Origin of the sequence: Acinetobacter sp. RW6 (assembly GCF_041956835.1) — a bacterium.
Taxonomy (GTDB): Bacteria; Pseudomonadota; Gammaproteobacteria; order Pseudomonadales; family Moraxellaceae; genus Acinetobacter; species Acinetobacter calcoaceticus.
In genome coordinates this window covers 307,658-334,586 of sequence record NZ_CP167121.1, presented here as the reverse complement: position 1 = coordinate 334,586, position 26,929 = coordinate 307,658, and the positions used below count along the sequence as shown (strand labels likewise).

Here is a 26,929-nt window from a genome sequence, read left to right as displayed (position 1 = left end):
GTCAGATTAGAAAATGATTTGACCATTGTTGATCAAGTCATTCAATGTGACTGGACCTGTGAGGTTAGTCAATTGAAGCAATGGTGTTTCAGTGTAAGTGCCTTCGATAAGTACTCCACCATCACGGTCTACGCTGATTGTCGCAGTTTGCGTACCCGCATCGTAGCTTACTGACACATATTGACCGATTGTTAAGTTAGATTGAGAACCAATTAACAAGTTACTCAAGTCAATCTTATCGGCCTGATCATCAGTTGCAGTATTACCTACATGGAAGTCAGTCCATGTATCTACACCACCACCTGTTGTGTTACCACCAGTTGCGTTAGTGACACTTGCAGCTGTTAATGTGTTGTAGATCAAGGTATCAGAGCCATTACCAAGAGCAAATGTATCATTTGCCGCAGTACTTACTGCAAGGCTATTCAACTCTTGACTCAAGTTAATCGTCAATGAAGAAACATATTCACTGCCATCAATCACCGAAACTAACTTGTAATCAACCACATCGATTGTCGCATTCGCAGCACTGTCTAATGGTTTGTAGAAGTAAGAGCCATCATTGTATAGATACAATGTGCCTTCACCTGTATTCACTCCTTGACCAGCAGCTAGCTCATATGTGCCAGTTGTTGAGTTCATTACATAGAGCTGAGTACCTTCTACGACATCATTAGTAAGTACGTTGCCAGTAATCCAGTCTGTTTGACCATCTGGTGTGTATTGGTCTAGATGAGTAGTAGTTGTCGAAATTACTGTATCCAAGGTCACTTGGCCTATCGCAATAAGGGCACTGATGTTGAATACGATTTGGTATGTACCTGCAGACAGATGTGGTACATCTGTCGAGTAGGCTGGAGCACCCAACACGCCTGCTAAAGCCGTCGCTGAACCTGAATAAACCGTATCTACCCATACACCGCCTACAAACTGCTGGATCTTATAAGCTACAGTTGGCAATGCCGACAAGCTTAATGATGCAGTGTAGTTCAACTGTACGTGTACATCACTAACAGTATTCGCACCTACTATAAATTGGCTAGAAGTAACTGTACCTGTAGTACCGTAGATAGGTGTTCCAATAATAGGAACTGTACCAATCTGAGCAAATTGCAGATCATTACTCGCCACTGAAGCAGCAGGATCCACGACTGGTTTCATGCTGATCGTTGCATCATCTATATCAGCTGTTACAGCAGGTGTCGGAAGTGTAGCGTCTGCCGATGGATCTGCTGTATTCCAAGTTACATCAACATCTGGTGAACCCACTTGAACATGTAATGTGGCTGTATCAGTTCTACCAGTAACTGGGTCTGTGACTGTGTAAGTGAAGCTATCAACTTTACCTACATTCGCCATATTTGCAGTTGCTTGATAGCTATAGCTGCCGTCTGAATTGATAATCAAGCTGCCATATGCACCTACGATCGCTGTCGGAGTACCAACTACAACCGCCTCTGTATTACCATTTTCAGCTGTAACTGTAGTTACTACTGAAGTTGTCGTAATGTAGTCTGGTACATAGTTTGTACCGTAAACTGCCGAGTTATCATCAGCGAGTACATTACCAGTGACAGGATCAACAACTAGTACTGGAGGCTGAGTAATATCACCATGATTTAGTGTGATATCTGCTGTAACACTACCTAGAGCTGTTAGAAGTGTGTTGCTTTCCATGAACAATTCATAAGTACCAGCACTTAAGTTATCAATCTTGAATTGAACTTCCGAACCAAAGATACCTAACAAATCAATCACACCAGTATCAGAACTGTCAGCAACTACTGTACGAGTGCCGTCTGGATTTACTCGTGTTAATACCACATGTAAACCATCAATAACTGTTGCAACCGAACCGAAGTTCACTGCAATAATGGCATCAGTAAGGTTACCTGGGTCAACTGTAAATGTAGCTGTACCTTCTCTAGAACCGATAACGATTCCACCTACACCGAGTAACCAGTTATAGCTGATCGCATTATCAAGTACCTCAGTTGTTACTGGATACACCATGTCTATTTCAGCTGAAGCAACGTTATCCATCGCATCTACTGGAAGCGGACTAGTAATTACAGCTGGTTGAGATGGATCTGCATCGTTCCAAGTCATATCTACACTGTCACTATCGAGACGAACATAAAGTGTTGCCTCAGAAGTGTTACCTGTTACAGGATCAAGCAAGGTGTAGGTAAATTGATCTACCTGACCGAGGTTTGCCCCATTCACAGTTGGTGTATATGTGTAGTTACCATCTTGATCGATCACCAAGGTACCGTAAGTACCAACAATTGTTGCACCAGCTGTTGGATCAACAGCAATACCATTCACTTCAGAGATGACAGCACTGCTGCTTGCCGCATCAACTTCACCAGTGAGGCTTGCATCTTTGATGACATTACCAGAGATCGGTTCAACAGAGTAACCAGCCACGATGTATGGATTATAGACATCCATCGTACCAGTTAATGTTCCGCCTAAGCCTATGCCTAGCAAACCTTCATATCCGATAAATGCACGGTACTGACCAGCATCCAATCCTTCAAGCACGGCTGTTGGTGTACCGCCGATGAGTGATAGATCAATGAGAGAAGCTTCTGGATTAGTTCCACCAATCGATACCCATTGTCCTGTTGCTTCATCAAACTTCTGAACAACAATCGCATAATCACTGAGTAAATCGACAGTGAGTAAAGCATCGAATGTGAACGTTGCTGTACCTTCACGGTTTGGATCAACAGTAAATTCAATTGCCTCGTTACCAAGCAATTGTAAATCCAGACCAGCCAACGATACGGCTGCAAGGTAAGACGCATCTCCAAGAGCTACATCATCTGCAACAAGCAACGGCTCTGGGTTAATTTCTGCCGTTACTACATTGTCTACCGCTTTCACAGAGCTCAATTGAATATTGAGATTTGCTTGAGCCGTATCACCAGTTAGAGGATCAGTTAATGTGTAGACAAACACATCTGTTTGACCAACACCTGCCGCACTTGCAGTAGGCGTATAAGTGTATGAACCGTCAAGGTTGATTTCCAATGTACCGTAAGCACCATTAATGATCGTGCCATCTGCTACAACAGGTTGACCGTTAACTGCACTTACAACTGTTGTTGGAGTCACAACGTCTACTTCACCAGCATCATTTATTTCTGTTATGACGTTACCATCAGCAACTTCAGTGTAGTAGCCGCCTACTTGTGTAGTGTCATAAACATCCATTGTGCCTGTTAAGGTACCAAGTAAACCGATACCTAGAAGACCGTTATAAGTCATGAATGCACGGTATTGACCTTCTTCTAGACCTTCAAGAACCACACCAGGAGTTGAGCCTAGTAAAGTAAGATCAAGGATATCAGCTTCACCACCGCCATAGACCGAAGTCCATTGGCCTGTTGCGGTGTCAAATTTCTGAACAACTAGCGAGTAGTCAGATAATGCATCTACACCAATTAAGGCACTGTAAGTAAATGTCGCATTACCTTCTTCACCTGCACCAACTGTAAAGCCGATTGACTCTGATCCTAACTGCAAATCAAGTCCAGCAAGCGATACAAGCGCCAAGTAAGTATTACTTCCTAGTGCTGCATCATCTTGTACAAGCAATGGTTGAGGTGCGAGTACTGCTGTATCAAAGTTGTCAAAGGCAACGATAGAACCTGCAAGAGTATAAGTTTGCGTATCTTGCAGAGTACTGCTGTTTCCAGCAAGGTCTGTGAAAGTAGCTGTAGCATCAACAGTTAAGTCTGTATCCGCTGCAAGGCCACTACCAGCTACATCAACGGTCCAAGTACCCGCTGCTGCATCTACTGTCGCAACGTAGTTCACTCCGTTTACAGTCACTACAACACCTGTTGTGGCCGCATCTGTAGGGATGTTGGTCAACGTACCCGTTAAGGTCACAGTTCCACCAGCTTCGGTGGCATCCAGGATGTTATCAGCAGTAACTGGGTCAATTGCTAACACTGTTGTAGTGATATCTGGTGGAGTAACATCAAGTGTTACTGTTACGTCTGCATCTGCAACATCCACGTTACCTTGCGCATCAACTGCCTCAGCGTGAATCACAATCTGACCAGTCACAGGATCTGCCGCTGTTGCCGCAAGAGTTGCTGTGATAAAGCCATTTGTAAGGTCAGCTGCAGTTACGGTGTAGTTAGTACCGTTAACATTCACCACTGTGCCATCGATTGCATCTGGTCCCAATGCCACTTGTGCATTGAAGCTGCCATCTGTGCCTAACTCGTCTGCATTCAGGATTCCGTCGCCATTTAAGTCTTCAGGGATCGTGATCGCACCGATCAGGTCTGCCGGTAAGGTATCTACAGTGACGGTTACGTCTGCATCTGCAACATCCACGTTACCTTGCGCATCAACTGCCTCGGCATGGATTGCGACTGGGCCTTCGCCTGTCACAGGAATCGCTGCGGTGATGAAGCCGTTGGTCAGGTCAGCTGCAGTCACGGTGTAGTTCACACCATTGACATTCACCACTGTGCCGTCAAGTGCATCTGGTCCCAATGCCACTTGTGCATTGAAGCTACCATCTGTGCCTAACTCGTCTGCATTCAGGATTCCGTCGCCATTTAAGTCTTCAGGGATCGTGATCGCACCGATCAGGTCTGCCGGTAAGGTATCTACAGTGACGGTTACGTCTGCATCTGCAACATCCACGTTACCTTGCGCATCAACTGCCTCGGCATGGATTGCGACTGGGCCTTCGCCTGTCACAGGAATCGCTGCGGTGATGAAGCCGTTGGTCAGGTCAGCTGCAGTCACGGTGTAGTTCACACCATTGACATTCACCACTGTGCCATCGATTGCATCTGGTCCCAATGCCACTTGTGCATTGAAGCTGCCATCTGTGCCTAGCTCGTCTGCATTCAGGATTCCGTCGCCATTTAAGTCTTCAGGGATCGTGATCGCACCGATCAGGTCTGCCGGTAAGGTATCTATAGTGACGGTGACGTCTGCATCTGCAACATCCACGTTACCTTGCGCATCAACTGCCTCGGCATGGATTGCGACTGGGCCTTCGCCTGTCACAGGAATCGCTGCGGTGATGAAGCCGTTGGTCAGGTCAGCTGCAGTCACGGTGTAGTTCACACCATTGACATTCACCACTGTGCCATCGATTGCATCTGGTCCCAATGCCACTTGTGCATTGAAGCTGCCATCTGTGCCTAGCTCGTCTGCATTCAGGATTCCGTCGCCATTTAAGTCTTCAGGGATCGTGATCGCACCGATCAGGTCTGCCGGTAAGGTATCTACAGTGACGGTGACGTCTGCATCTGCAACATCCATGTTACCTTGCGCATCAACTGCCTCGGCATGGATGGCGACTGGGCCTTCGCCTGTCACAGGAATCGCTGCGGTGATGAAGCCGTTGGTCAGGTCAGCTGCAGTCACGGTGTAGTTCACACCATTGACATTCACCACTGTGCCATCGATTGCATCTGGTCCCAATGCCACTTGTGCATTGAAGCTGCCATCTGTGCCTAGCTCGTCTACATTCAGGATTCCGTCGCCATTTAAGTCTTCAGGGATCGTGATCGCACCGATCAGGTCTGCCGGTAAGGTATCTACAGTGACGGTGACGTCTGCATCTGCAACATCCACGTTACCTTGCGCATCAACTGCCTCGGCATGGATGGCGACTGGGCCTTCGCCTGTCACAGGAATCGCTGCGGTGATGAAGCCGTTGGTCAGGTCAGCTGCAGTCACGGTGTAGTTCACACCATTGACATTCACCACTGTGCCATCGATTGCATCTGGTCCCAATGCCACTTGTGCATTGAAGCTGCCATCTGTGCCTAGCTCGTCTGCATTCAGGATTCCGTCGCCATTTAAGTCTTCAGGGATCGTGATCGCACCGATCAGGTCTGCCGGTAAGGTATCTACAGTGACGGTTACGTCTGCATCTGCAACATCCACGTTACCTTGCGCATCAACTGCCTCGGCATGGATGGCGACTGGGCCTTCGCCTGTCACAGGAATCGCTGCGGTGATGAAGCCGTTGGTCAGGTCAGCTGCAGTCACGGTGTAGTTCACACCATTGACATTCACCACTGTGCCATCGATTGCATCTGGTCCCAATGCCACTTGTGCATTGAAGCTGCCATCTGTGCCTAGCTCGTCTGCATTCAGGATTCCGTCGCCATTTAAGTCTTCAGGGATCGTGATCGCACCGATCAGGTCTGCCGGTAAGGTATCTATAGTGACGGTGACGTCTGCATCTGCAACATCCACGTTACCTTGCGCATCAACTGCCTCGGCATGGATTGCGACTGGGCCTTCGCCTGTCACAGGAATCGCTGCGGTGATGAAGCCGTTGGTCAGGTCAGCTGCAGTCACGGTGTAGTTCACACCATTGACATTCACCACTGTGCCGTCAAGTGCATCTGGTCCCAATGCCACTTGTGCATTGAAGCTGCCATCTGTGCCTAACTCGTCTGCATTCAGGATTCCGTCGCCATTTAAGTCTTCAGGGATCGTGATCGCACCGATCAGGTCTGCCGGTAAGGTATCTACAGTGACGGTTACGTCTGCATCTGCAACATCCACGTTACCTTGCGCATCAACTGCCTCGGCATGGATTGCGACTGGGCCTTCGCCTGTCACAGGAATCGCTGCGGTGATGAAGCCGTTGGTCAGGTCAGCTGCAGTCACGGTGTAGTTCACACCATTGACATTCACCACTGTGCCGTCAAGTGCATCTGGTCCCAATGCCACTTGTGCATTGAAGCTGCCATCTGTGCCTAACTCGTCTGCATTCAGGATTCCGTCGCCATTTAAGTCTTCAGGGATCGTGATCGCACCGATCAGGTCTGCCGGTAAGGTATCTATAGTGACGGTGACGTCTGCATCTGCAACATCCACGTTACCTTGCGCATCAACTGCCTCGGCATGGATTGCGACTGGGCCTTCGCCTGTCACAGGAATCGCTGCGGTGATGAAGCCGTTGGTCAGGTCAGCTGCAGTCACGGTGTAGTTCACACCATTGACATTCACCACTGTGCCGTCAAGTGCATCTGGTCCCAATGCCACTTGTGCATTGAAGCTGCCATCTGTGCCTAACTCGTCTGCATTCAGGATTCCGTCGCCATTTAAGTCTTCAGGGATCGTGATCGCACCGATCAGGTCTGCCGGTAAGGTATCTATAGTGACGGTGACGTCTGCATCTGCAACATCCACGTTACCTTGCGCATCAACTGCCTCGGCATGGATTGCGACTGGGCCTTCGCCTGTCACAGGAATCGCTGCGGTGATGAAGCCGTTGGTCAGGTCAGCTGCAGTCACGGCGTAGTTCACACCATTGACATTCACCACTGTGCCGTCAAGTGCATCTGGTCCCAATGCCACTTGTGCATTGAAGCTGCCATCTGTGCCTAACTCGTCTGCATTCAGGATTCCGTCGCCATTTAAGTCTTCAGGGATCGTGATCGCACCGATCAGGTCTGCCGGTAAGGTATCTATAGTGACGGTGACGTCTGCATCTGCAACATCCACGTTACCTTGCGCATCAACTGCCTCGGCATGGATTGCGACTGGGCCTTCGCCTGTCACAGGAATCGCTGCGGTGATGAAGCCGTTGGTCAGGTCAGCTGCAGTCACGGTGTAGTTCACACCATTGACATTCACCACTGTGCCGTCAAGTGCATCTGGTCCCAATGCCACTTGTGCATTGAAGCTACCATCTGTGCCTAACTCGTCTGCATTCAGGATTCCGTCGCCATTTAAGTCTTCAGGGATCGTGATCGCACCGATCAGGTCTGCCGGTAAGGTATCTATAGTGACGGTGACGTCTGCATCTGCAACATCCACGTTACCTTGCGCATCAACTGCCTCGGCATGGATTGCGACTGGGCCTTCGCCTGTCACAGGAATCGCTGCGGTGATGAAGCCGTTGGTCAGGTCAGCTGCAGTCACGGTGTAGTTCACACCATTGACATTCACCACTGTGCCATCGATTGCATCTGGTCCCAATGCCACTTGTGCATTGAAGCTGCCATCTGTGCCTAACTCGTCTGCATTCAGGATTCCGTCGCCATTTAAGTCTTCAGGGATCGTGATCGCACCGATCAGGTCTGCCGGTAAGGTATCTACAGTGACGGTGACGTCTGCATCTGCAACATCCACGTTACCTTGCGCATCAACTGCCTCGGCATGGATTGCGACTGGGCCTTCGCCTGTCACAGGAATCGCTGCGGTGATGAAGCCGTTGGTCAGGTCAGCTGCAGTCACGGTGTAGTTCACACCATTGACATTCACCACTGTGCCATCGATTGCATCTGGTCCCAATGCCACTTGTGCATTGAAGCTGCCATCTGTGCCTAACTCGTCTGCATTCAGGATTCCGTCGCCATTTAAGTCTTCAGGGATCGTGATCGCACCGATCAGGTCTGCCGGTAAGGTATCTACAGTGACGGTGACGTCTGCATCTGCAACATCCACGTTACCTTGCGCATCAACTGCCTCGGCATGGATTGCGACTGGGCCTTCGCCTGTCACAGGAATCGCTGCGGTGATGAAGCCGTTGGTCAGGTCAGCTGCAGTCACGGTGTAGTTCACACCATTGACATTCACCACTGTGCCATCGATTGCATCTGGTCCCAATGCCACTTGTGCATTGAAGCTGCCATCTGTGCCTAGCTCGTCTGCATTCAGGATTCCGTCGCCATTTAAGTCTTCAGGGATCGTGATCGCACCGATCAGGTCTGCCGGTAAGGTATCTATAGTGACGGTGACGTCTGCATCTGCAACATCCACGTTACCTTGCGCATCAACTGCCTCGGCATGGATTGCGACTGGGCCTTCGCCTGTCACAGGAATCGCTGCGGTGATGAAGCCGTTGGTCAGGTCAGCTGCAGTCACGGTGTAGTTCACACCATTGACATTCACCACTGTGCCATCGATTGCATCTGGTCCCAATGCCACTTGTGCATTGAAGCTGCCATCTGTGCCTAGCTCGTCTGCATTCAGGATTCCGTCGCCATTTAAGTCTTCAGGGATCGTGATCGCACCGATCAGGTCTGCCGGTAAGGTATCTACAGTGACGGTGACGTCTGCATCTGCAACATCCACGTTACCTTGCGCATCAACTGCCTCGGCATGGATGGCGACTGGGCCTTCGCCTGTCACAGGAATCGCTGCGGTGATGAAGCCGTTGGTCAGGTCAGCTGCAGTCACGGTGTAGTTCACACCATTGACATTCACCACTGTGCCATCGATTGCATCTGGTCCCAATGCCACTTGTGCATTGAAGCTGCCATCTGTGCCTAGCTCGTCTGCATTCAGGATTCCGTCGCCATTTAAGTCTTCAGGGATCGTGATCGCACCGATCAGGTCTGCCGGTAAGGTATCTACAGTGACGGTGACGTCTGCATCTGCAACATCCACGTTACCTTGCGCATCAACTGCCTCGGCATGGATTGCGACTGGGCCTTCGCCTGTCACAGGAATCGCTGCGGTGATGAAGCCGTTGGTCAGGTCAGCTGCAGTCACGGTGTAGTTCACACCATTGACATTCACCACTGTGCCATCGATTGCATCTGGTCCCAATGCCACTTGTGCATTGAAGCTGCCATCTGTGCCTAACTCGTCTGCATTCAGGATTCCGTCGCCATTTAAGTCTTCAGGGATCGTGATCGCACCGATCAGGTCTGCCGGTAAGGTATCTACAGTGACGGTTACGTCTGCATCTGCAACATCCACGTTACCTTGCGCATCAACTGCCTCGGCATGGATTGCGACTGGGCCTTCGCCTGTCACAGGAATCGCTGCGGTGATGAAGCCGTTGGTCAGGTCAGCTGCAGTCACGGTGTAGTTCACACCATTGACATTCACCACTGTGCCGTCAAGTGCATCTGGTCCCAATGCCACTTGTGCATTGAAGCTGCCATCTGTGCCTAACTCGTCTGCATTCAGGATTCCGTCGCCATTTAAGTCTTCAGGGATCGTGATCGCACCGATCAGGTCTGCCGGTAAGGTATCTACAGTGACGGTTACGTCTGCATCTGCAACATCCACGTTACCTTGCGCATCAACTGCCTCGGCATGGATTGCGACTGGGCCTTCGCCTGTCACAGGAATCGCTGCGGTGATGAAGCCGTTGGTCAGGTCAGCTGCAGTCACGGTGTAGTTCACACCATTGACATTCACCACTGTGCCATCGATTGCATCTGGTCCCAATGCCACTTGTGCATTGAAGCTGCCATCTGTGCCTAACTCGTCTGCATTCAGGATTCCGTCGCCATTTAAGTCTTCAGGGATCGTGATCGCACCGATCAGGTCTGCCGGTAAGGTATCTACAGTGACGGTTACGTCTGCATCTGCAACATCCACGTTACCTTGCGCATCAACTGCCTCGGCATGGATTGCGACTGGGCCTTCGCCTGTCACAGGAATCGCTGCGGTGATGAAGCCGTTGGTCAGGTCAGCTGCAGTCACGGTGTAGTTCACACCATTGACATTCACCACTGTGCCGTCAAGTGCATCTGGTCCCAATGCCACTTGTGCATTGAAGCTGCCATCTGTGCCTAACTCGTCTGCATTCAGGATTCCGTCGCCATTTAAGTCTTCAGGGATCGTGATCGCACCGATCAGGTCTGCCGGTAAGGTATCTACAGTGACGGTGACGTCTGCATCTGCAACATCCACGTTACCTTGCGCATCAACTGCCTCGGCATGGATTGCGACTGGGCCTTCGCCTGTCACAGGAATCGCTGCGGTGATGAAGCCGTTGGTCAGGTCAGCTGCAGTCACGGTGTAGTTCACACCATTGACATTCACCACTGTGCCGTCAAGTGCATCTGGTCCCAATGCCACTTGTGCATTGAAGCTGCCATCTGTGCCTAACTCGTCTGCATTCAGGATTCCGTCGCCATTTAAGTCTTCAGGGATCGTGATCGCACCGATCAGGTCTGCCGGTAAGGTATCTACAGTGACGGTGACGTCTGCATCTGCAACATCCACGTTACCTTGCGCATCAACTGCCTCGGCATGGATTGCGACTGGGCCTTCGCCTGTCACAGGAATCGCTGCGGTGATGAAGCCGTTGGTCAGGTCAGCTGCAGTCACGGTGTAGTTCACACCATTGACATTCACCACTGTGCCATCGATTGCATCTGGTCCCAATGCCACTTGTGCATTGAAGCTGCCATCTGTGCCTAGCTCGTCTGCATTCAGGATTCCGTCGCCATTTAAGTCTTCAGGGATCGTGATCGCACCGATCAGGTCTGCCGGTAAGGTATCTACAGTGACGGTGACGTCTGCATCTGCAACATCCACGTTACCTTGCGCATCAACTGCCTCGGCATGGATTGCGACTGGGCCTTCGCCTGTCACAGGAATCGCTGCGGTGATGAAGCCGTTGGTCAGGTCAGCTGCAGTCACGGTGTAGTTCACACCATTGACATTCACCACTGTGCCGTCAAGTGCATCTGGTCCCAATGCCACTTGTGCATTGAAGCTACCATCTGTGCCTAACTCGTCTGCATTCAGGATTCCGTCGCCATTTAAGTCTTCAGGGATCGTGATCGCACCGATCAGGTCTGCCGGTAAGGTATCTACAGTGACGGTGACGTCTGCATCTGCAACATCCACGTTACCTTGCGCATCAACTGCCTCGGCATGGATTGCGACTGGGCCTTCGCCTGTCACAGGAATCGCTGCGGTGATGAAGCCGTTGGTCAGGTCAGCTGCAGTCACGGTGTAGTTCACACCATTGACATTCACCACTGTGCCGTCAAGTGCATCTGGTCCCAATGCCACTTGTGCATTGAAGCTGCCATCTGTGCCTAACTCGTCTGCATTCAGGATTCCGTCGCCATTTAAGTCTTCAGGGATCGTGATCGCACCGATCAGGTCTGCCGGTAAGGTATCTATAGTGACGGTGACGTCTGCATCTGCAACATCCACGTTACCTTGCGCATCAACTGCCTCGGCATGGATTGCGACTGGGCCTTCGCCTGTCACAGGAATCGCTGCGGTGATGAAGCCGTTGGTCAGGTCAGCTGCAGTCACGGTGTAGTTCACACCATTGACATTCACCACTGTGCCGTCAAGTGCATCTGGTCCCAATGCCACTTGTGCATTGAAGCTGCCATCTGTGCCTAACTCGTCTGCATTCAGGATTCCGTCGCCATTTAAGTCTTCAGGGATCGTGATCGCACCGATCAGGTCTGCCGGTACAGTATCAATAGTGAGTGTTGCTGTATCAGTTGCAATATTTCCAGCTGGATCTGTCGCAGTTACGGTGACTGTATGTGGACCATCTGTTAATGCAGGCAATGTATTGTCTGCAAGTGCCCAAGTACCATCACCATTGTTCACTGCCGGATAGTCAGTGCCATCAACATTCACAACTATTGTTGCTGTTGGGTCGTTGATTGCCCCTGTTAAAGCTGGAGTGGTGTCGTTGGTAGTCACATCATCTAAAGATACAACTGGAACACTAGTATCAATCGTCACCACTGCAGTATCTGTTCCTGCATTGCCTACAGGGTCAGTTGCCGTCACGGTAATGGTGTGTGGACCATCAGTCAGTGCAGGCAAGGTATTGTCTGCAAGTGTCCAGGTGCCATCGCCATTGTTCGTCGCCGGGTAGTCAACACCATCCACATTCACAACAACTGTTGCTGTTGGATCATTGACTGTACCGGTGAGCGCTGGTGTGCTGTCGTTGGTGAGCACATCATCAAGCGCAACCACAGGGGCTGTGATGTCGGCAGAGACTGTTCCTGTGCCTGGCAATGAGGTATTGCCTGCAGGGTCAGTCGCTGTTGCCGTTACTGTATCGCCATCCACCAGGTTACCTGGGTTTGGTACTGACCAGCTACCATCTGTACCTGCAACGACTGTTGCAGTCGTGCCATCAGGATATGTCACAGTCACGGTTGAACCCGCTTCTGCTGTACCGCTGACTGGATCTGTTGCATTGATTGGATCAAGTACCGGCGCATTTGGTGCAGTGGTATCAATTGTCACCACTGCAGTATCTGTACCGGCATTACCTGTTGCATCTGTTGCAGTCACGGTAATGGTGTGTGGACCATCAGTCAGTGCAGGCAAGGTATTGTCTGCAAGTGTCCAGGTGCCATCGCCATTGTTCGTCGCCGGGTAGTCAACACCATCCACATTCACAACAACTGTTGCTGTTGGATCATTGACTGTACCGGTGAGCGCTGGTGTGCTGTCGTTGGTGAGCACATCATCAAGCGCAACCACAGGGGCTGTGATGTCGGCAGAGACTATTCCTGTGCCTGGCAATGAGGTATTGCCTGCAGGGTCAGTCGCTGTTGCCGTTACTGTATCGCCATCCACCAGGTTACCTGGGTTTGGTACTGACCAGCTGCCATCTGTGCCTGCGACTACGGTTGCAGTCGTGCCATCAGGATATGTCACAGTCACGGTTGAACCCGCTTCTGCTGTACCGCTGACTGGATCTGTTGCATTGATTGGATCAAGTACCGGCGCATTTGGTGCCGTGGTATCAATCGTCACCACTGCAGTATCTGTTCCTGCATTGCCTGCAGGGTCAGTTGCCGTCACGGTAATGGTGTGTGGACCATCAGTCAGTGCAGGCAAGGTATTGTCTGCAAGCGTCCAGGTGCCATCGCCATTGTTCGTCGCCGGGTAGTCAACACCATCCACATTCACAACAACTGTTGCTGTTGGATCGTTGACTGTACCGGTGAGCGCAGGTGTGCTGTCGTTGGTGAGCACATCATCAAGCGCTACCACTGGTGGCGTGATGTCTGCAGAGACTGTTCCTGTGCCTGGCAATGAGGTATTGCCTGCAGGGTCAGTCGCTGTTGCCGTTACTGTATCGCCATCCACCAGAGTACCTGGGTTTGGCACTGACCAGCTACCGTCTGTACCTGCAACGACTGTTGCAGTCGTACCATCCGGGAAGCTCACAGTTACAGTTGAACCTGCTTCTGCTGTACCGCTGACTGGATCTGTTGCATTGATTGGATCAAGTACCGGTGCATTTGGTGCAGTGGTATCAATTGTCACCACTGCAGTATCTGTACCGGCATTACCTGCTGCATCTGTTGCAGTCACGGTAATGGTGTGTGGACCATCAGTCAGTGCAGGCAAGGTATTGTCTGCAAGCGTCCAGGTGCCATCGCCATTGTTCGTCGCCGGGTAGTCAACACCATCCACATTCACAACAACTGTTGCTGTTGGATCGTTGACTGTACCGGTGAGCGCAGGTGTGCTGTCGTTGGTGAGCACATCATCAAGCGCTACCACTGGTGGCGTGATGTCTGCAGAGACTGTTCCTGTGCCTGGCAATGAGGTATTGCCTGCAGGGTCAGTCGCTGTTGCCGTTACTGTATCGCCATCCACCAGGTTACCTGGGTTTGGTACTGACCAGCTGCCATCTGTGCCTGCGACTACGGTTGCAGTCGTGCCATCAGGATATGTCACAGTCACGGTTGAACCCGCTTCTGCTGTACCGCTGACTGGATCTGTTGCATTGATTGGATCAAGTACCGGCGCATTTGGTGCCGTGGTATCAATCGTCACCACTGCAGTATCTGTTCCTGCATTACCTGCTGCATCTGTTGCAGTCACGGTAATGGTGTGTGGACCATCAGTCAGTGCAGGCAAGGTATTGTCTGCAAGTGTCCAGGTGCCATCACCATTGTTTACTGCCGGGTAGTCAGTGCCATCCACATTCACAACAACTGTTGCTGTTGGATCGTTGACTGTACCAGTTAACGCTGGTGTGCTGTCATTGGTGAGGACATCATCAAGCGCAACCACTGGTGGCGTGATGTCTGCAGAGACTGTTCCTGTGCCTGGCAATGAGGTATTGCCTGCAGGGTCAGTCGCTGTTGCAGTCACTGTATCGCCATCCACCAGAGTACCTGGGTTTGGTACTGACCAGCTACCATCTGTACCTGCAACGACTGTTGCAGTGGTACCGTCCGGGAAGCTTACAGTCACTGTTGAACCAGGTTCTGCTGTACCGCTGACTGGATCTGTTGCATTGATTGGATCAAGTACCGGTGCATTTGGTGCAGTGGTATCAATTGTCACCACTGCAGTATCTGTACCGGCATTACCTGCTGCATCTGTTGCAGTCACGGTAATGGTGTGTGGACCATCAGTCAGTGCAGGCAAGGTATTGTCTGCAAGTGTCCAGGTGCCATCGCCATTGTTCGTCGCCGGGTAGTCAACACCATCCACATTCACAACAACTGTTGCTGTTGGATCATTGACTGTACCGGTGAGCGCAGGTGTGCTGTCGTTGGTGAGCACATCATCAAGCGCTACCACTGGTGGCGTGATGTCTGCAGAGACTGTTCCTGTGCCTGGCAATGAGGTATTGCCTGCAGGGTCAGTCGCTGTTGCCGTTACTGTATCGCCATCCACCAGGTTACCTGGGTTTGGTACTGACCAGCTGCCATCTGTGCCTGCGACTACGGTTGCAGTCGTGCCATCAGGATATGTCACAGTCACGGTTGAACCCGCTTCTGCTGTACCGCTGACTGGATCTGTTGCATTGATTGGATCAAGTACCGGCGCATTTGGTGCCGTGGTATCAATCGTCACCACTGCAGTATCTGTTCCTGCATTGCCTGCAGGGTCAGTTGCCGTCACGGTAATGGTGTGTGGACCATCAGTCAGTGCAGGCAAGGTATTGTCTGCAAGTGTCCAGGTGCCATCACCATTGTTTACTGCCGGGTAGTCAGTGCCATCCACATTCACAACAACTGTTGCTGTTGGATCGTTGACTGTACCAGTTAACGCTGGTGTGCTGTCATTGGTGAGGACATCATCAAGCGCAACCACTGGTGGCGTGATGTCTGCAGAGACTGTTCCTGTGCCTGGCAATGAGGTATTGCCTGCAGGGTCAGTCGCTGTTGCAGTCACTGTATCGCCATCCACCAGAGTACCTGGGTTTGGTACTGACCAGCTACCATCTGTACCTGCAACGACTGTTGCAGTGGTACCGTCCGGGAAGCTTACAGTCACTGTTGAACCAGGTTCTGCTGTACCGCTGACTGGATCTGTTGCATTGATTGGATCAAGTACCGGTGCATTTGGTGCAGTGGTATCAATTGTCACCACTGCAGTATCTGTACCGGCATTACCTGCTGCATCTGTTGCAGTCACGGTAATCGTGTGTGGACCATCAGTCAGTGCAGGCAAGGTATTGTCTGCAAGCGTCCAGGTGCCATCACCATTGTTTACTGCCGGGTAGTCAGTGCCATCCACATTCACAACAACTGTTGCTGTTGGATCATTGACTGTACCGGTGAGCGCTGGTGTGCTGTCGTTGGTGAGCACATCATCAAGCGCAACCACAGGGGCTGTGATGTCGGCAGAGACTATTCCTGTGCCTGGCAATGAGGTATTGCCTGCAGGGTCAGTCGCTGTTGCCGTTACTGTATCGCCATCCACCAGGTTACCTGGGTTTGGTACTGACCAGCTGCCATCTGTGCCTGCGACTACGGTTGCAGTCGTGCCATCAGGATATGTCACAGTCACGGTTGAACCCGCTTCTGCTGTACCGCTGACTGGATCTGTTGCATTGATTGGATCAAGTACCGGCGCATTTGGTGCCGTGGTATCAATCGTCACCACTGCAGTATCTGTTCCTGCATTGCCTGCAGGGTCAGTTGCCGTCACGGTAATGGTGTGTGGACCATCAGTCAGTGCAGGCAAGGTATTGTCTGCAAGCGTCCAGGTGCCATCGCCATTGTTCGTCGCCGGGTAGTCAACACCATCCACATTCACAACAACTGTTGCTGTTGGATCGTTGACTGTACCGGTGAGCGCAGGTGTGCTGTCGTTGGTGAGCACATCATCAAGCGCTACCACTGGTGGCGTGATGTCTGCAGAGACTGTTCCTGTGCCTGGCAATGAGGTATTGCCTGCAGGGTCAGTCGCTGTTGCCGTTACTGTATCGCCATCCACCAGAGTACCTGGGTTTGGCACTGACCAGCTACCGTCTGTACCTGCAACGACTGTTGCAGTCGTACCATCAGGATATGTCACAGTTACAGTTGAACCTGCTTCTGCTGTACCGCTGACTGGATCTGTTGCATTGATTGGATCAAGTACCGGTGCATTTGGTGCAGTGGTATCAATTGTCACCACTGCAGTATCTGTACCGGCATTACCTGCTGCATCTGTTGCAGTCACGGTAATGGTGTGTGGACCATCAGTCAGTGCAGGCAAGGTATTGTCTGCAAGCGTCCAGGTGCCATCGCCATTGTTCGTCGCCGGGTAGTCAACACCATCCACATTCACAACAACTGTTGCTGTTGGATCGTTGACTGTACCGGTGAGCGCAGGTGTGCTGTCGTTGGTGAGCACATCATCAAGCGCTACCACTGGTGGCGTGATGTCTGCAGAGACTGTTCCTGTGCCTGGCAATGAGGTATTGCCTGCAGGGTCAGTCGCTGTTGCAGTCACTGTATCGCCATCCACCAGAGTACCTGGGTTTGGCACTGACCAGCTACCGTCTGTACCTGCAACGACTGTTGCAGTCGTACCATCCGGGAAGCTCACAGTTACAGTTGAACCTGCTTCTGCTGTACCGCTGACTGGATCTGTTGCATTGATTGGATCAAGTACCGGTGCATTTGGTGCAGTGGTATCAATTGTCACCACTGCAGTATCTGTACCGGCATTACCTGCTGCATCTGTTGCAGTCACGGTAATGGTGTGTGGACCATCAGTCAGTGCAGGCAAGGTATTGTCTGCAAGTGTCCAGGTGCCATCGCCATTGTTCGTCGCCGGGTAGTCAACACCATCCACATTCACAACAACTGTTGCTGTTGGATCATTGACTGTACCAGTTAACGCTGGTGTGCTGTCGTTGGTGAGCACATCATCAAGCGCAACCACAGGGGCTGTGATGTCGGCAGAGACTATTCCTGTGCCTGGCAATGAGGTATTGCCTGCAGGGTCAGTCGCTGTTGCCGTTACTGTATCGCCATCCACCAGGTTACCTGGGTTTGGTACTGACCAGCTACCATCTGTACCTGCAACGACTGTTGCAGTCGTGCCATCAGGATATGTCACAGTCACGGTTGAACCCGCTTCTGCTGTACCGCTGACTGGATCTGTTGCATTGATTGGATCAAGTACCGGCGCATTTGGTGCCGTGGTATCAATCGTCACCACTGCAGTATCTGTTCCTGCATTGCCTGCAGGGTCAGTTGCCGTCACGGTAATGGTGTGTGGACCATCAGTCAGTGCAGGCAAGGTATTGTCTGCAAGCGTCCAGGTGCCATCGCCATTGTTCGTCGCCGGGTAGTCAACACCATCCACATTCACAACAACTGTTGCTGTTGGATCGTTGACTGTACCGGTGAGCGCAGGTGTGCTGTCGTTGGTGAGCACATCATCAAGCGCTACCACTGGTGGCGTGATGTCTGCAGAGACTGTTCCTGTGCCTGGCAATGAGGTATTGCCTGCAGGGTCAGTCGCTGTTGCCGTTACTGTATCGCCATCCACCAGAGTACCTGGGTTTGGCACTGACCAGCTACCGTCTGTACCTGCAACGACTGTTGCAGTCGTACCATCCGGGAAGCTCACAGTTACAGTTGAACCTGCTTCTGCTGTACCGCTGACTGGATCTGTTGCATTGATTGGATCAAGTACCGGTGCATTTGGTGCAGTGGTATCAATTGTCACCACTGCAGTATCTGTACCGGCATTACCTGCTGCATCTGTTGCAGTCACGGTAATGGTGTGTGGACCATCAGTCAGTGCAGGCAAGGTATTGTCTGCAAGCGTCCAGGTGCCATCGCCATTGTTCGTCGCCGGGTAGTCAACACCATCCACATTCACAACAACTGTTGCTGTTGGATCGTTGACTGTACCGGTGAGCGCAGGTGTGCTGTCGTTGGTGAGCACATCATCAAGCGCTACCACTGGTGGCGTGATGTCTGCAGAGACTGTTCCTGTGCCTGGCAATGAGGTATTGCCTGCAGGGTCAGTCGCTGTTGCCGTTACTGTATCGCCATCCACCAGGTTACCTGGGTTTGGTACTGACCAGCTGCCATCTGTGCCTGCGACTACGGTTGCAGTCGTGCCATCAGGATATGTCACAGTCACGGTTGAACCCGCTTCTGCTGTACCGCTGACTGGATCTGTTGCATTGATTGGATCAAGTACCGGCGCATTTGGTGCCGTGGTATCAATCGTCACCACTGCAGTATCTGTTCCTGCATTGCCTGCAGGGTCAGTTGCCGTCACGGTAATGGTGTGTGGACCATCAGTCAGTGCAGGCAAGGTATTGTCTGCAAGTGTCCAGGTGCCATCACCATTGTTTACTGCCGGGTAGTCAGTGCCATCCACATTCACAACAACTGTTGCTGTTGGATCGTTGACTGTACCAGTTAACGCTGGTGTGCTGTCATTGGTGAGGACATCATCAAGCGCAACCACTGGTGGCGTGATGTCTGCAGAGACTGTTCCTGTGCCTGGCAATGAGGTATTGCCTGCAGGGTCAGTCGCTGTTGCAGTCACTGTATCGCCATCCACCAGAGTACCTGGGTTTGGCACTGACCAACTACCATCTGTACCTGCAACGACTGTTGCAGTGGTACCGTCCGGGAAGCTTACAGTCACTGTTGAACCAGGTTCTGCTGTACCGCTGACTGGATCTGTTGCATTGATTGGATCAAGTACCGGTGCATTTGGTGCAGTGGTATCAATTGTCACCACTGCAGTATCTGTACCGGCATTACCTGCTGCATCTGTTGCAGTCACGGTAATGGTGTGTGGACCATCAGTCAGTGCAGGCAAGGTATTGTCTGCAAGTGTCCAGGTGCCATCGCCATTGTTCGTCGCCGGGTAGTCAACACCATCCACATTCACAACAACTGTTGCTGTTGGATCGTTGACTGTACCGGTGAGCGCAGGTGTGCTGTCGTTGGTGAGCACATCATCAAGCGCTACCACTGGTGGCGTGATGTCTGCAGAGACTGTTCCTGTGCCTGGCAATGAGGTATTGCCTGCAGGGTCAGTCGCTGTTGCCGTTACTGTATCGCCATCCACCAGGTTACCTGGGTTTGGTACTGACCAGCTGCCATCTGTGCCTGCGACTACGGTTGCAGTCGTGCCATCAGGATATGTCACAGTCACGGTTGAACCCGCTTCTGCTGTACCGCTGACTGGATCTGTTGCATTGATTGGATCAAGTACCGGCGCATTTGGTGCCGTGGTATCAATCGTCACCACTGCAGTATCTGTTCCTGCATTGCCTGCAGGGTCAGTTGCCGTCACGGTAATGGTGTGTGGACCATCAGTCAGTGCAGGCAAGGTATTGTCTGCAAGTGTCCAGGTGCCATCACCATTGTTTACTGCCGGGTAGTCAGTGCCATCCACATTCACAACAACTGTTGCTGTTGGATCGTTGACTGTACCAGTTAACGCTGGTGTGCTGTCATTGGTGAGGACATCATCAAGCGCAACCACTGGTGGCGTGATGTCTGCAGAGACTGTTCCTGTGCCTGGCAATGAGGTATTGCCTGCAGGGTCAGTCGCTGTTGCAGTCACTGTATCGCCATCCACCAGAGTACCTGGGTTTGGTACTGACCAGCTACCATCTGTACCTGCAACGACTGTTGCAGTGGTACCGTCCGGGAAGCTTACAGTCACTGTTGAACCAGGTTCTGCTGTACCGCTGACTGGATCTGTTGCATTGATTGGATCAAGTACCGGTGCATTTGGTGCAGTGGTATCAATTGTCACCACTGCAGTATCTGTACCGGCATTACCTGCTGCATCTGTTGCAGTCACGGTAATCGTGTGTGGACCATCAGTCAGTGCAGGCAAGGTATTGTCTGCAAGCGTCCAGGTGCCATCACCATTGTTTACTGCCGGGTAGTCAGTGCCATCCACATTCACAACAACTGTTGCTGTTGGATCGTTGACTGTACCGGTGAGCGCTGGTGTGCTGTCGTTGGTGAGCACATCATCAAGCGCTACCACTGGTGGCGTGATGTCTGCAGAGACTGTTCCTGTGCCTGGCAATGAGGTATTGCCTGCAGGGTCAGTCGCTGTTGCCGTTACTGTATCGCCATCCACCAGGTTACCTGGGTTTGGTACTGACCAGCTGCCATCTGTGCCTGCGACTACGGTTGCAGTCGTGCCATCAGGATATGTCACAGTCACGGTTGAACCCGCTTCTGCTGTACCGCTGACTGGATCTGTTGCATTGATTGGATCAAGTACCGGCGCATTTGGTGCCGTGGTATCAATCGTCACCACTGCAGTATCTGTTCCTGCATTGCCTGCAGGGTCAGTTGCCGTCACGGTAATGGTGTGTGGACCATCAGTCAGTGCAGGCAAGGTATTGTCTGCAAGTGTCCAGGTGCCATCACCATTGTTTACTGCCGGGTAGTCAGTGCCATCCACATTCACAACAACTGTTGCTGTTGGATCGTTGACTGTACCAGTTAACGCTGGTGTGCTGTCATTGGTGAGGACATCATCAAGCGCAACCACTGGTGGCGTGATGTCTGCAGAGACTGTTCCTGTGCCTGGCAATGAGGTATTGCCTGCAGGGTCAGTCGCTGTTGCAGTCACTGTATCGCCATCCACCAGAGTACCTGGGTTTGGTACTGACCAGCTACCATCTGTACCTGCAACGACTGTTGCAGTGGTACCGTCCGGGAAGCTTACAGTCACTGTTGAACCAGGTTCTGCTGTACCGCTGACTGGATCTGTTGCATTGATTGGATCAAGTACCGGTGCATTTGGTGCAGTGGTATCAATTGTCACCACTGCAGTATCTGTACCGGCATTACCTGCTGCATCTGTTGCAGTCACGGTAATCGTGTGTGGACCATCAGTCAGTGCAGGCAAGGTATTGTCTGCAAGCGTCCAGGTGCCATCACCATTGTTTACTGCCGGGTAGTCAGTGCCATCCACATTCACAACAACTGTTGCTGTTGGATCGTTGACTGTACCGGTGAGCGCTGGTGTGCTGTCGTTGGTCAATACATCATTCAGAGCGACTGTTGGTGCTACTGCATCAACAACGCCTGTTGCAGGTCCTGATGTATTTCCAGCTGGATCTGTTGTAACAGCTGTAACTTCATCGCCATCATTGAGACCTGGGTTCGGTACAGTCCAAGTACCATCCGGGCCAGCTACAACACTTGCTGTGCTACCGTCCGGATAAGTTACTGTTACTGTTGAACCAGGTTCTGCTGTACCTGTAATTGGATCTGTCCCGTTCACCGGGTCAATCACTGGCACATTCGGAGCGGTCGTATCTACTGTCACGACACCCGTGTCTGTACCGGCATTACCTGCTGCATCTGTTGCAGTCACGGTAATCGTGTGTGGACCATCAGTCAGTGCAGGCAAGCTATTGTCTGCAAGCGTCCAGGTGCCATCACCATTGTTTACTGCCGGGTAGTCAGTGCCATCCACATTCACAACAACTGTTGCTGTTGGATCGTTGACTGTACCGGTGAGCGCTGGTGTGCTGTCGTTGGTCAATACATCATTCAGAGCGACTGTTGGTGCTACTGCATCAACAACGCCTGTTGCAGGTCCTGATGTATTTCCAGCTGGATCTGTTGTAACAGCTGTAACTTCATCGCCATCATTGAGACCTGGGTTCGGTACAGTCCAAGTACCATCCGGGCCAGCTACAACACTTGCTGTGCTACCGTCCGGATAAGTTACTGTTACTGTTGAACCAGGTTCTGCTGTACCTGTAATTGGATCTGTCCCGTTCACCGGGTCAATCACTGGCACATTCGGAGCGGTCGTATCTACTGTCACGACACCCGTGTCTGTACCCACATTACCTGCTGCATCTGTTGCAGTCACGGTAATCGTGTGTGGTCCATCAGTCAGTGCAGGCAAGCTATTGTCTGCAAGTGTCCAGGTGCCATCACCATTGTTTACTGCCGGGTAGTCAGTGCCATCCACATTCACAACAACTGTTGCTGTTGGATCGTTGACTGTACCGGTGAGCGATGGTGTGCTGTCGTTGGTCAATACATCATTCAGAGCGACTGTTGGTGCTACTGCATCAACAACGCCTGTTGCAGGTCCTGATGTATTTCCAGCTGGATCTGTTGTAACAGCTGTAACTTCATCGCCATCATTGAGACCTGGGTTCGGTACAGTCCAAGTACCATCCGGGCCAGCTACAACACTTGCTGTGCTACCGTCCGGATAAGTTACTGTTACTGTTGAACCAGGTTCTGCTGTACCTGTAATTGGATCTGTCCCGTTCACCGGGTCAATCACTGGCACATTCGGAGCGGTCGTATCTACTGTCACGACACCCGTGTCTGTACCGGCATTACCTGCTGCATCTGTTGCAGTCACGGTAATCGTGTGTGGTCCATCAGTCAGTGCAGGCAAGCTATTGTCTGCAAGTGTCCAGGTGCCATCACCATTGTTGGTCGCTGGATAGTTCACACCATCGACAGTCACCACCACAGTTGCTGTTGGGTCACTTACCGTACCTGTCAAAGGTGGTGTGCTGTCGTTGGTCAATACATCATTCAGAGCGACTGTTGGTGCTACTGCATCAACAACGCCTGTTGCAGGTCCTGATGTATTTCCAGCTGGATCTGTTGCTACTGCTGTAACTTCATCGCCATCATTGAGACCTGGGTTCGGTACAGTCCAAGTACCATCCGGGCCAGCTACAACACTTGCTGTGCTACCGTCCGGATAAGTTACTGTTACTGTTGAACCAGGTTCTGCTGTACCTGTAATTGGATCTGTCCCGTTCACCGGGTCAATCACTGGCACATTCGGAGCGGTCGTATCTACTGTATATGTTTGTGTGTCGTTAACAGTACTGCTATTACCAGCTGCATCTGTAAACGTTACTTTCGCATCAATGGTTTTATCTACATCTGCCGTTAAGCCGCTACCCGGTACACTTACTGTCCATGTACCCGCTACGCTGTCTACAGTTGCGGTATAAGTTACCCCATTAATAACAACTGTAACGGCTGTATTCGTCGCATCTGCCGGAACATTTTTCAATACACCTGTAATGGTGACATTGCCTGATGCTTCTGACGCATTAATCACGTTGTCCGCTGTGACAGAGTCAACTGCAAAGTTAACGCCATCTGTATTTGGCCCAACTGCATCAACAATAGCTGTACCTGGTCCTGATGTATTTCCAGCTGGATCTGTTGCTACTGCTTCAACTTCATCGCCATCATTCAGACCTGGGTTCGGTACAGTCCAGTTACCATCCGGTCCTGCTACAACACTTGCTGTACTACCGTCTGGATAAGTTACTGTTACTGTTGAACCAGGTTCTGCTGTACCTGTAATCGGGTCTGTCCCGTTCACCGGGTCAATCACTGGCACATTCGGTGCTGTGGTATCTACTGTATATGTTTGTGTGTCGTTAACAGTACTGCTATTACCAGCTGCATCTGTAAACGTTACTTTCGCATCAATGGTTTTATCTACATCTGCCGTTAAGCCGCTACCCGGTACACTTACTGTCCATGTACCCGCTACGCTGTCTACAGTTGCGGTATAAGTTACCCCATTAATAACAACTGTAACGGCTGTATTCGTCGCATCTGCCGGAACATTTTTGAGAACGCCTGTAATTGTGACATTGCCTGATGCTTCTGACGCATTAATCACGTTGTCCGCTGTGACAGAGTCAACTGCAAAGTTAACACCATCTGTATTTGGCCCAACTGCATCAACAATAGCTGTACCTGGTCCTGATGTATTTCCAGCTGGATCTGTTGCTACTGCTTCAACTTCATCGCCATCATTCAGACCAGGGTTATCTACTGACCAACTACCATCCGGTCCTGCTACAACACTTGCTGTACTGCCGTCTGGATAAGTTACTGTCACTGTTGAACCAGGTTCTGCTGTACCTGTAATTGGATCTGTCCCGTTAACCGGGTCAATCACTGGGGCTGCTGGGGCTGTAGTATCAACTGTATATGTTTGTGTGTCGTTAACAGTACTGCTATTACCTGCTGCATCTGTAAACGTTACTTTCGCATCAATGGTTTTATCTGCATCTGCCGTTAAGCCACTACCTGGTACACTTACACTCCAAGTGCCTGCAACTTTATCTACTGTTGCAGTATACGTTTGACCATTAATAACAACAGTAACGACTGTATTCGTCGCATCTGCCGGAACATTTTTGAGAACGCCTGTAATTGTGACATTGCCTGATGCTTCTGACGCATTAATCACGTTGTCCGCTGTGACAGAGTCAACTGCAAAGTTAACACCATCTGTATTTGGCCCAACTGCATCAACAATAGCTGTACCTGGTCCTGATGTATTTCCAGCTGGATCTGTTGCTACTGCTTCAACTTCATCGCCATCATTCAGACCAGGGTTATCTACTGACCAACTACCATCCGGTCCTGCTACAACACTTGCTGTACTACCGTCTGGATAAGTTACTGTTACTGTTGAACCAGGTTCTGCTGTACCTGTAATTGGATCTGTCCCGTTCACCGGGTCAATCACTGGCACATTCGGAGCGGTCGTATCTACTGTCACGACACCCGTGTCTGTACCGGCATTACCTGCTGCATCTGTTGCAGTCACGGTAATCGTGTGTGGTCCATCAGTCAGTGCAGGCAAGCTATTGTCTGCAAGTGTCCAGGTGCCATCACCATTGTTGGTCGCTGGATAGTTCACACCATCGACAGTCACCACCACAGTTGCTGTTGGGTCACTTACCGTACCTGTCAAAGGTGGTGTGCTGTCGTTGGTCAATACATCATTCAGAGCGACTGTTGGTGCTACTGCATCAACAATAGCTGTACCTGGTCCTGATGTATTTCCAGCTGGATCTGTTGCTACTGCTTCAACTTCATCGCCATCATTCAGACCTGGGTTCGGTACAGTCCAGTTACCATCCGGTCCAGCTACAACACTTACTGTGCTACCGTCCGGATAAGTTACTGTTACTGTTGAACCAGGTTCTGCTGTACCTGTAATCGGGTCTGTCCCGTTCACCGGGTCAATCACTGGCACATTCGGTGCAGTGGTATCTACTGTATAGCTTTGCGTATCTTTAACAGTGCTGCTATTACCTGCTGCATCTGTAAACGTCACAGTAGCATCTATTGTTTGATCTGAATCTGCTTTTAAACCACTGCCCGGCACACTTACTGTCCATGTACCTGCTGCTTTATCAACAGTTGCAGTATAAGTTACCCCATTAATAACAACTGTAACGGCAGTAGTGGCCGCATCTGCTGGAATATTTTTCAAAATACCAGTAATGGTGACATTACCTGCTGCTTCTGAGGCATTAAGTACATTATCAGATGTAACGGAATTAACAGAGAAAGTTACCCCGTCCGTATTTGGTGGTGTTGTGTCGGTAGGTGTTGAAGAGTCGTCATTATTACTATCACTGTTTGATGCTGCTGCAATGATACCACCCGCAACTAATGGGATAGCCCATAACCATGGATTTATGCCCGCATCGTGATAAAGCAATGGTTCAATTGAAGAAATAGGCTGATAAATAACATCAGACACCAACTCTTGTGGTGCCTCTGCAGGTAAAGCGGCTGGTAAATCTTCAGCTACGAGTGCTTGTGGTTCAACATCACTGTCAGCATCAGCATCGGCATCAGCATCCGCGTCTGCATCATTTTCAGCATCTTTAAATTTTGCCCAGATTAACTGTCCATTTTCGTCTTGAAAAACAAGGCTGTTATCTTTAGGCTCAGCTGTTCCACTAAAAAAGCCTTCAATAACAATTGTCTCGCCATTTTTAAGGCGAATGACTGCATTGGTTCCCTCCCTATTCACTACCAATACATCACTGGCAGCCACTTTTACTAATACCACCGACGCTTCTGTAAGCGATGCGGAAGTTCCCTTGATGGTTGACAAGGTGTCGTGACTATCCTTGGCAATAATTTGTATTTCAGGCATATCTGTATTCCTTTTATAT

The 26,929-nt window shown here is 50.9% G+C and carries 1 protein-coding gene; it reads right to left on the bottom strand.

The features are described from left to right. Window positions 1–6: 6 nt before the first annotated feature. Window positions 7–26,910 (bottom strand): BapA/Bap/LapF family large adhesin, encoded by a 26,904-nt coding sequence (locus ACB088_RS01525; protein ID WP_375037810.1) that lies wholly within the window; start codon window positions 26,908–26,910, stop codon window positions 7–9. Between the last annotated feature and the right edge of the window lie 19 nt (window positions 26,911–26,929).